General features: G+C 63.0%; 9 protein-coding genes and 1 tRNA gene. 7 read left to right on the top strand and 3 right to left on the bottom strand.

Annotated elements, in window-relative coordinates; translation table 11 throughout:
- Positions 1-7: 7 nt before the first annotated feature.
- From ABMA32_RS09485 to ABMA32_RS09470, 4 genes are read left to right on the top strand one after another with little or no spacing between them, the layout of a single operon-like run.
- A complete protein-coding gene (locus tag ABMA32_RS09485) occupies positions 8-874 on the top strand; it encodes a branched-chain amino acid ABC transporter permease (RefSeq protein WP_349013529.1) in 867 nt (288 codons plus the stop codon).
- Positions 871-1926, top strand: coding sequence for a branched-chain amino acid ABC transporter permease (locus ABMA32_RS09480; protein WP_349013528.1), 1056 nt, complete (start codon positions 871-873; stop codon positions 1924-1926). Before ABMA32_RS09485 ends, ABMA32_RS09480 begins: the two co-directional genes overlap by 4 nt.
- A gap of 4 nt (positions 1927-1930) precedes the next feature.
- Complete coding sequence (locus ABMA32_RS09475; RefSeq protein ID WP_349013527.1) at positions 1931-2653, top strand: ATP-binding cassette domain-containing protein; 723 nt, start codon at positions 1931-1933, stop codon at positions 2651-2653.
- Entirely contained in the window at positions 2650-3315 is a 666-nt protein-coding gene (locus ABMA32_RS09470; protein WP_349013526.1) for an ABC transporter ATP-binding protein, read from the top strand. The genes ABMA32_RS09475 and ABMA32_RS09470 overlap by 4 nt, the downstream gene beginning before the upstream one ends.
- A 144-nt stretch (positions 3316-3459) precedes the next feature.
- On the opposite strand, the gene ABMA32_RS09465 is transcribed toward ABMA32_RS09470, so the two are convergent.
- The 3 genes from ABMA32_RS09465 to phaC all read right to left on the bottom strand — a co-directional run bounded on the left by ABMA32_RS09465 (position 3460) and on the right by phaC (position 6845).
- Positions 3460-3534: transfer RNA gene (locus tag ABMA32_RS09465), tRNA-Glu, on the bottom strand.
- Positions 3535-3653: 119 nt separating this feature from the next.
- The gene (locus ABMA32_RS09460) at positions 3654-4682 is read right to left on the bottom strand and encodes a YcbK family protein (protein ID WP_349013525.1); all 1029 of its coding nucleotides are present in this window, start codon (positions 4680-4682) and stop codon (positions 3654-3656) included.
- A gap of 276 nt (positions 4683-4958) precedes the next feature.
- The gene (gene phaC / locus ABMA32_RS09455; protein ID WP_425475511.1) at positions 4959-6845 is read right to left on the bottom strand and encodes a class I poly(R)-hydroxyalkanoic acid synthase; all 1887 of its coding nucleotides are present in this window, start codon (positions 6843-6845) and stop codon (positions 4959-4961) included.
- Between the two features lie 50 nt (positions 6846-6895).
- Between phaC and ABMA32_RS09450 the strand changes: the two genes are divergently transcribed.
- The 3 genes from ABMA32_RS09450 (at position 6896) to ABMA32_RS09440 (ending at position 9833) form a co-directional block, all read left to right on the top strand.
- A complete protein-coding gene (locus ABMA32_RS09450; protein WP_349013523.1) occupies positions 6896-7153 on the top strand; it encodes a hypothetical protein in 258 nt (85 codons plus the stop codon).
- Positions 7154-7261: 108 nt separating this feature from the next.
- Positions 7262-8479, top strand: coding sequence for an LL-diaminopimelate aminotransferase (locus tag ABMA32_RS09445; RefSeq protein ID WP_292771313.1), 1218 nt, complete (start codon positions 7262-7264; stop codon positions 8477-8479).
- Positions 8480-8525: 46 nt separating this feature from the next.
- Positions 8526-9833 (top strand): homoserine dehydrogenase, encoded by a 1308-nt coding sequence (locus ABMA32_RS09440; protein ID WP_349013522.1) that lies wholly within the window; start codon positions 8526-8528, stop codon positions 9831-9833.
- Positions 9834-9870 lie beyond the last annotated feature (37 nt).

Below are 9870 nucleotides of genomic sequence, written 5' to 3'. Positions count from 1 at the left end.
CGCCTATATGGATAGTCTGGTCATCGGCCTGCTCCAGTTCCTGGTCACGATCGCCAATCTGGCGCTCGTGGCCGCGGGGCTGGCTATCGTGTTCGGCATGATGCGGGTCATCAACTTCGCACATGGCGAATTCCTCATGCTGGGCGGCTATGCCGCCATCGTTTCCAACCAGGCCGGCCTCAATCTCTGGGTCTCCATGTTCATCGTGGCGCCTCTGGTCGTGGGGCTGGTCGGCGCAATCCTGGAAAGACTGGTCATCCGCCGCCTCTACGGGCGGATGATCGACACGATGCTCGCGACATGGGGCATAAGCCTTGCGCTGATCGGGATCGCGACGATCGTCTTCGGCAACACGGTCGCGGGAATATCGCCACCGCTCGGCAGCCTCTCGATCGGCCAGTATGCGATCGGCTGGTACGAACTTTTCCTGGTTGCAGTCGTCGCCGTTCTCTTCTTTGCCGGCTGGTTGTTCCTGCGCTTCACCTCAGCCGGTCTGGTGGCACGTGGCACCATGCAGAACCGTCAGATGGCAGGCGCACTCGGCATCGATCCGAATCGCGTCTACGCCGTCACCTTCACCGTGGGCGCGGCCGTAACCGGCCTCGCCGGAGCCCTGATCGCGCCGATCGCGGGTGTCGTCCCATCCATCGGCGCAGTCTATATCGCGAAGGCGTTCATAACCGTGATCTCCGGAGGCACCGCGATCCTTGCCGGCACGCTGGCGTCCGCCACGGTCCTCGGTTCCGTCAACACGTTCTTCTCCTTCGTCCTCAGCCCCGTACTGGGCGAGGTGGCGCTTCTCATGGCTGCTGTCGTGCTGCTGAGGATACTGCCTCGCGGCATCAGCGGACGCTTTTTCCGGAGGTCGTTGTGACCCTGCGCTCGATCCTTGGATATCTCGCGGTGGCGCTCGCCGCGCTCTACGCGCTCGTGGTCGTCCCGGCGGCGGGCGACATGACGACGATGATCAATGGCACTGTCTACGCGAGCTATGGCGTGCTCGTGCTGTCGCTTGCCCTCATCTGGGGCTATGCGGGCATCCTGAGCTTCGGTCAGGCCGCGTTCTTTGGCATCGGCGGCTATGTCTACGCCGTCGCTGCGCTGAATCTGGGCGACACCACGCTGTCGGCTTTCATCGCAGTCCTCGCCGCCACCGGCTTCGCCGCTTTGCTCGGCTATTTCATGTTCTGGGGCCGGCTAAGCGATGTCTATCTTGGCGTCGTGACACTAACGGTGTCGCTGATCCTTTATCGCTTCATGAATCAGACGGCAGGCGACGAATGGACGATCGGCGTGGCTCCGCTGGGTGGCTTCAACGGCATCCCGTCGACGCCGATCCTGACAGTTCCCGGCGATCCGGACACTATGCTGGAGCCCGAGCAGATTTACATGCTTGCAATCTTGGCGCTGCTCGCCTCCTACCTGTTGTGCAAGTTCCTTCTCGCGACCCGTTTTGGCCGGATCATCGTGGGAATCCGTGAGAACGAGTCACGGGTCGAACTGCTGGGCTACGATTCCCGCTACTACAAGCTCGCGATCTTTTCGCTCGCTGGCGGCATCGCCGGCGTGGGTGGCGTCCTGTTCGCCAACTGCGTTTTCGTCAGCCCCAACATGTTCAACCTGCAGACCAACGGGCAGATCATCATCTGGGTCATCGTCGGCGGTCTGGGTACACTCGCCGGGCCGGTAATCGGCTGCTTCCTGATGCTGATGCTGGCAACCGAACTCGGGACTTTGGGGCAGGGGGCTGCGGCGAGCTGGGCCGACCCGAACCTGATCATGGGTGTCATCCTCACGGCCTTCGTGCTCGTGCTGCGGAAGGGACTGCTGCCGATGTCGCTGGCTGCGTTCGACCGGATGGTTTCCGGGCGCTCCAGATCGGGCGAACTTGCCGTGCCCGTCGAGAAAAGCGTGGCGGCGGAGTGAGGGCATGAGCGACGAACTCCTTCTCGAGGCCAGCGGACTCACCATGCGTTTTGGCGGCGTGGTTGCCGTCAACGGTGTCGATTTCGCGCTGCGCCACGGCGAACTGCGCTGTCTCATCGGACCGAACGGAGCTGGCAAGAGTACATTCTTCAAGATGCTGTCGGGCCAGCTCAAGCCGAGCGCCGGCGACGTGCGGCTCAAAGGCAAGAGCCTGGTAGGCTTGCCCGCAGCCCGCATCGCCCGCCTTGGCATGGGCATCAAGACGCAGGTGCCGAGCGTGTTCGACGGGTTGAGCGTCGTCGAAGGCATCCGCATCGCGACCGACCGCGTCCTGCCGCCCCATCTTTCAAGGCAACGGACAGACGAGGTGATGGAACTGATCGGCATTGCCGCCCTCCGGGATCGGGAGGTGGCGCGGCTTGCGCATGGCCAGCGCCAGTTGGTGGAACTCGCAATGGTCGTCGCGCCGCAGCCCGACCTCATCCTGCTCGACGAGCCGGCGGCGGGAATGACCGGCAAAGAGGTGGAGCGCCTGGGCGAACTGGTCATTGATCTCGCGAAAATCGGCTCCGTGGTGGTCGTCGAGCATGACATGACGTTCATCCGCCGCATCGCGCGCACGGTTACCGTTTTCAATCAGGGCAGGGTGCTGGCCGAGGGGGCGGCCGACGACGTGCTCGCCGACCAGCGCGTCCGCGACGTCTATCTCGGGAGGGATGTCGAATGACATTGCTTGCGGTCAAGGGGCTTGAAGCCGGATACGGCCCGATTCAGGTTTTGCGCAACGTCGGCTTTTCGATCGGCGAGGGCGAATTTCTCGGTATTCTCGGCCATAACGGGATGGGCAAGAGCACCCTGTTCAAGGCTCTGGCTGGCGAAATCCCCACCACGAAGGGAAGCATTCATTTCGAGGGCAAGGAAATCTCCCCGCTGCCGTCGCATCGCCGCGCCCGCGCCGGTATCGGCTATGTCCCGCAGGGGCGTCAGATTTTCCCGGCGCTGACAGTTCGCGAAAACATGAAGATGGCAGCGCTCGGGGCCCATCAGCCGGCGGAGACCGTCGATCGCCTGCTTGCCAGCTTTCCGCGCCTGCACCCGATCGTCGATCGCATGGGAGGCGTTCTTTCCGGCGGCGAGCAGCAGATACTCGCGCTCGCCCGCTGCCTGTGCGCCGCGCCGAAAATCATGCTGCTGGACGAGCCGACGGAGGGTGTGCAGCCGTCCATACGCGATGAGATCGTCGATACGCTCCACAGGCTGCGCTCCGAGGTCGGACTGACGCTGCTGCTTGTCGAGCAGAATGTGAAATTCATGGAAAGCCTTGCCGACCGCGTCCTGCACATGGACAAGGGCCATCTGCTCGTCGGTGCACCGGAAGAGGCCTGGTAGCAGGCGGGTTTGCCTCAAGAATCAGAGCAAGGTTTTGGGACGCCCGCGGTCTTACCTCGATCGATCGCCGACACGCGACGCCGCTCTTCCGATAGGGCAGGCAGTATCGGCAAGCCGTTGAAGCACTTCTTTTTCGGGAAAAAGTGGTACGCCCTAGGAGAATCGAACTCCTCTCTGCACCGTGAAAGGGTGCCGTCCTAACCGATAGACGAAGGGCGCTTAACCGAGGCGGCTTATAGATGCGTTGAAGCCGTGCGGCAACCTTGAAACTGCAGCTTTCGCAAACTTTTTGGGCCTTGCCGGTGACGTAAGGTTCAGCCGGGCGCGCCGCTAAAAGCTCAGGTCTTGGCGCCCTTGCACTTCCAGTTCCAGTCGCGCTCCGGGCCGATGTCGATATGGATCGACGAGTGGCAATAGGTGCCGACGCCGCCGCGGCCGGGCATTCCGCGCACATAGCGGGCCAATTCGAACTTGTGCACGCCCGGCATCTGCACGTCGACTGCCGCGCAATACATATGCTGCGATTTCTCCGCGCCGCGCACCTTCTTGTTATAGGCGGGGCTGCGATAGCCGGAGGTGACAATCAGGCGTTTGCCGAAATGGCGCTCCACTTCCTTAAGCATGCGCACGAGCTTTGGCTTCAGGCAGGCGGTGTCCACGGTTTCACGCTGTTTCAGCAGACCGTTGGGCGCCAGGCGCGCCATACCTGCGGCTGAGGCGACCTCATACCTGCCAATGTCCTCGTAGACGTCGATATCGCTGTCGTCGTCGATACCGGACTTTCGCTTGATCTCGAACAGGTTTGTCGTGCGGACGCCTGGAAGCGTGAAGTCGTTGCCGCCGTCGACACCATCGTCTGTTGCGCCCAGCGAAGCAAGGCGGACCGCCGCCTCTTCCTTACGCTTCGTCTCGTTCGGGTCGGGAAGGGTGATGACCGGCTTGGGTTTCGGTTCTCGCGCGGCCGTCGCCGCTTCCGGTGCGGCTTCGGCAGGGGTGGACCCGAAGAACGATGACAAAAAGCTTTTTTTCTTGGGTTCGATCACGTCGGGCATGGTGCCTGCGGTAAGGATCGGGCCTCCGTTTTCGAGGATCTGGCCCGTCGGCGAGGTAGTTGGTGTCACGTGTGCAGGTGCATCCGAACCCGACTGCGCCGCAGCTTCAGGTGCGGTCGCTTCCTTGGCGCTTGCGGTCTGTTGCACTTCCGCTGCGGGTTCTTCCGCCGTTGATGCTTCGCCCGACTTGGCCTCGGATGCCGCCGTCTTTATGGATTTTCCGGCCGAATCGGCTTTGCCGGCCGCCGCTCCGACGGCCTCGGCGTCGAGCGCAGCGACGGGCGCGCCAGCCTCGGTCGATTGCGCCAGTTGCATCGAAGGTTCGCTTCCGGAGGAACAGGACGCGGCAAGGGCCGCAAGAACACAGGCCGCAAATGCACGGCATGCCCCTCTCGCGGTGCGCCTTCCTGAAGTCAAAATTCCCCCTGTCTTCACACGGCGACCGGTTTCATCACGGACGCACCTTGCGGGACGGTGGCGAGCGTTCATCCGATCGCCGGGCATGGGGTGGTTCGTGCCCGACCCCACAGTTCGGCAGACCTTTTCGCCTGCTTCGGGGCGTAACGTCAATCCTTGTGGGTTCAAAGAGTGTTACACGCGGACCTTTACATAGGTCCCCGGCGCGTCGCCGAGTATCTTGACGCCCTTGCCGGGTTTGCGGGCCTTCACGAGCCGGTCGTCCTGTGCGAGGATCCATTTCTGCCAGTGCGGCCACCACGAGCCCGCCGTTTCGCTTGCCTTTGCCAGCCAGCCGTCGAAGTCGCCGACAGGTGCCGGACCCGTCCAGTACTGGTACTTGTTCGCCTTTGGCGGATTGACCACGCCTGCGATATGGCCCGACCCGGTGAGCACGTATTCCACCTTGCCGCCGAAGAATCGGCTCCCGAGGAACACCGATCGCGCCGGCGCGATGTGGTCGTCCTTGGTCGCGAGATTATAGACGGGAATCTTGACGTCGGACAAAGACAGCGTGTGCCCGGCGAGTTCCATCGTGCCTTGCGAGAGCGTGTTCTCGAGATAGCAATTGCGCAGGTAATAGGAATGGTTGGCGGCCGCCATGCGGGTTGAATCGGCGTTCCAGTAGAGCAGGTCGAAGGGCAGGGGATCCTTGCCGCGCATGTAGTTGTTGACCACGTATGGCCAGATCAGGTCGCCGGAACGCAGCATATTGAAGGCAGTGGCCATGCGGGTGCCGTCGAGATAGCCCTTCTCGTTCATGGAGCGCTCGACAGCCGCGAGTTGCTCCTCGTCGACGAAAACCTTGAGATCGCCGGCATAGGTGAAGTCCACCTGCGTGGCGAACAAGGTGGCCGAGCGGATACGGTCGTCGCCTTCCTGCGCCATCAGTGCAAGGCCCGCCGCCAGCAGCGTGCCGCCGACGCAGTAGCCCACCGCGTTGACCTCGCGCTCGCCAGTGGTGCGCTGCACCGTGTCCAGCCCGTACTGCACTCCTTCGCGGATATAGGCTTCCCAGTCTTTGGCGCCATGGCGCTCATCGGGATTGACCCAGGAGATGACAAAGACCGTGTGGCCCTGCTCGACGGCCCAGCGGATGAAGGATTTTTCGGGGTTGAGGTCGAGGATGTAGAACTTGTTGATCCAGGGCGGGCAGATGAGCAGCGGGCGCTTCAGCACCTGCTCGGTCGTCGGCTCGTACTGGATGATCTCCGCCACGTCGCTGCGGCCGACGACCTTCCCCTTGCTCATCGCGATGTTTCGCCCGATCTCGAAGCTGGCGTTGTCCGCCTGTCGCAGCTTGAGGTCGCCATGGCCAGCCGCGATGTCCTCGGCCAGCATCTTCATGCCGCGCACGAGGTTTTCGCCGTTGGAGGCGACCGTCTCGCGGAAAAGCTCCGGGTTGGTCAGGATGAAGTTCGACGGCGAGATCGCGTTGGAGATCTGCTTGACGTAGAAGCTCGCCTTGTGCCGCGTGTGCTCGTCCAGTCCGTCGGCGCGCTCGACCAGATCGTTCGCCCAGCGCGACGTCACGAGATAGGTCTGTTTCAGGAAATCGAAGAACGCGTTCTTTCCCCAGTCGGGATCGAGAAACCGCTTGTCGCCTTTTTCCGGACTGACCGCGTCGGAGGGCGGTTCGCCGGTGCGAACATGGCTGATCGCATTGCTCCACACCGTCAGATAGCCCGCGAAGAGCCGCGTCTGCGCTTCCAGTGCACGCGAAGGGTCCGCCAGCCAGTATTCGGTGACCTTCGAGAACGTCTTGACCATGTCCGTCATCGGTTCAGCCAGCGCGTCGCGGCGTTCGCCCTTTTCGCGCGGCTCCACCCATGCGGATGCGGCCTTGCCGGCCTGCTCGACCATGCGCGCGAGATTGACGGCGAAGCGCTCCGGATCCTTGACCAGATACTGCTCGACATCAGGCGTCTCGCCAGCATTGGATGTGCCGGCGTTGGATTTGTCAGCCGGCCCCGCAGCCTTGGACATGATGAGTGCCTTCCTCCTCAGGCGTTTTCTTGACATATTATCATGGGACGTCCAATGCGTTCTATGTCGCAGCGGTGGGCGAAGATATGGCATATGGTAAAGGCAAGCGGTTTTTCCCTCTCGCGGGTGTCGCGGTACTGGCCGCCGCCCTTGGCGCAAGCGCCTGCACGACGCCTACCGAGGACGTCGCGGTCGCCCCAGGCCGCAGCGGCACGCCTGTCGACACCGGCACCTATCCAAACCTGAACGTTCCCCGCCAGGGCGCCACGACGCAACTGACCGACGAGGAAACGCAGGCCAAGCTTCGCTATCTGGAATCGCTTCAAGGCAACCAGAAACGCTGACGCCAGCTTTCGGGCCGGGCCGATCGGAAACCGCATCGGCCTCGACCCTGACGCAAATTCGATATATACGCCGCCGCCATCACCTCCCCGAGCGCCCGGAATCTCGCCATGGAAGAGTTTCACAAGGTTCGCCGCCTCCCGCCCTACGTCTTCGAGCAGGTCAACCGGCTCAAGGCCAGCGCCCGTTCGGCCGGCGCCGACATCATCGACCTCGGCATGGGCAATCCCGACCTGCCGACGCCCAAGGCCATTGTCGACAAGCTGGTCGAGGTGGTGCGCGACCCGCGCACCCATCGCTATTCCTCCTCGCGCGGCATTCCCGGCCTGCGCCGCGCCCAGGCCAATTATTACGCCCGCCGCTTTGGCGTGAAGCTGAATCCCGACACGCAGGTCGTCGCGACGCTGGGCTCCAAGGAAGGCTTCGCGAACATGGCGCAGGCAATCACCGCTCCCGGCGACGTCATCCTCTGCCCGAACCCGACCTATCCGATCCATGCCTTCGGCTTCATCATGTCGGGCGGCGTCATCCGTTCGCTTCAGGTCGAGCCGAACGACGCCTTCATCCCGGCGCTGGAGCGCGGCATCCGCCACTCCATCCCGAAGCCCCTTGCGCTGATCCTCAACTATCCGTCGAACCCGACGGCGCTGGTGGCAAGCCTCGATTTCTACAAGGACGTGGTCGCCTTCGCGAAGAAGAACGATCTCATCATCCTGTCGGACCTCGCCTATTCGGAGATCTATTTCGACGGAAATCCGCCGCCTTCGGTGTTGCAGGTTCCCGGCGCGATGGACGTGACCGTCGAGTTCACTTCCATGTCCAAGACCTTTTCCATGCCGGGCTGGCGCATGGGCTTCGCGGTCGGCAACGAACGCCTGATCTCGGCGCTGACGCGCGTGAAGTCCTACCTCGACTACGGCGCGTTCACGCCGATCCAGGTGGCGGCGACGGCCGCGCTGAACGGTGATGGGGCCGACATCGCAGAGGTGCGCGACGTCTACCACAAGCGCCGCGACGTGATGGTCGACTCCTTCGGCCGGGCCGGCTGGGATATCCCGGCGCCGGCCGCCTCCATGTTCGCATGGGCACCGATCCCGGAGGCTTTCCGGCACCTGGGTTCGCTTGAATTTTCGAAGCTGCTGATCGAGCATGCCGACGTTGCGGTGGCGCCTGGCATCGGCTTCGGCGAGCATGGCGACGACTATGTGCGGCTGGCCTTCGTGGAGAATGAGCATCGCATCCGGCAGGCGGCGCGCAGCATCAAGAAGTTCCTGTCGTCGGCTACGAAGCAGCCGAACAACGTCGTGTCGCTCGCAACAAGGCGTTGAGTCAGGGTTCATTTACAAGCATTTGATTTGAGGGATTTTTCGGCTGATGGCTGAAGCATTGCGTGTTGGAATTGCAGGTCTTGGCACCGTCGGCGCCTCGGTGGCGCGCGTGCTCACCCACAAGGCCGCCGAACTGACACGGCAATGCGGACGGCCGATCGAGATCGCAGCCGTTTCGGCGCGCGACGCCACCAAGGATCGCGGCGTCGATCTCACCGCTGCACAGTGGTTCGTCGACCCCGTGAAGATGGCCGCCAATGCCGACATCGACGTGTTCATCGAACTGATCGGCGGAGACGAGGGCCCGGCGCGCGAGGCGGTCAAGGCTGCTCTGGAAGCCGGCAAGCATGTCGTCACCGCCAACAAGGCGCTTCTCGCCAAGCATGGCGTGGCGCTTGCCGAGATCGCCGAGAAGAAGGGCGTGCTGCTGAACTACGAAGCGGCGGTCGCCGGTGGCATTCCCGTCATCAAGACGATGCGCGAGGCGCTGGCCGGCAATTCCGTCAACCGCGTCTTCGGCATCCTCAACGGCACCTGCAACTACATCCTGACCCGCATGGAGGCCGAAGGCATCTCCTTCGACGAATGCCTAAAGGACGCGCAGCGTCTAGGCTACGCCGAGGCCGACCCGACCTTCGACATCGAGGGCAACGACACCGCTCACAAGCTCTCCATTCTGACCGCGCTTGCCTTCGGCACCAAGATCGCGGCAGGCGACATATATCTGGAAGGCATCTCTAACATCAGCCAGGCCGACATCCGCGCTGCGGCCGAGCTCGGCTATCGCATCAAGCTGCTCGGCGTCGCCCAGCGCACCGAGAGCGGGATCGAGCAGCGCGTGCATCCGACCATGGTTCCCACCGCTTCGGTGATCGCGCAGGTGCACGGCGTCACCAATGCGGTGGCGATCGAGACCGACATCCTCGGCGAATTGCTGCTGTCCGGCCCCGGAGCGGGCGGCAACGCCACAGCTTCGGCCGTCATCGGCGACATCGCCGACATCGCCAAGAGCCGACCGGGCTTCCAGCACGGTCCGGTCTTCGGCTGGCCCGCGAAGCAGTTGAAGCCCTACAAGAAGGCGCAGATGCGCAGCCATGCTGGGGGCTATTTCATTCGCCTGACCGTGCATGACCGTACCGGCGTCTTCGCCGCGATTGCCAAGCGCATGGCCGACAACGACATCTCGCTGGAGTCGATCGTGCAGCGGTCGGTCGAGGCGAAGGACCAGAAGACCGTCATCCTCGTCACCCACGAGACGACCGAGGCCGCCGTGCGCAAGGCAACCGACGGCATCACGAAGGACGGGCACCTGACGGACAAGCCGCAGATCATCCGCATCGAGCGAGCCGCCTGATACATTTGTCAGCTTTCGCTCCGTTGACGGTTTCGGC

The organism is Mesorhizobium quangtriensis (assembly GCF_040081925.1).
Taxonomy (GTDB): domain Bacteria; phylum Pseudomonadota; class Alphaproteobacteria; order Rhizobiales; family Rhizobiaceae; genus Mesorhizobium_K; species Mesorhizobium_K quangtriensis.
This window is presented reverse-complemented; position numbering and strand designations above follow the sequence as displayed.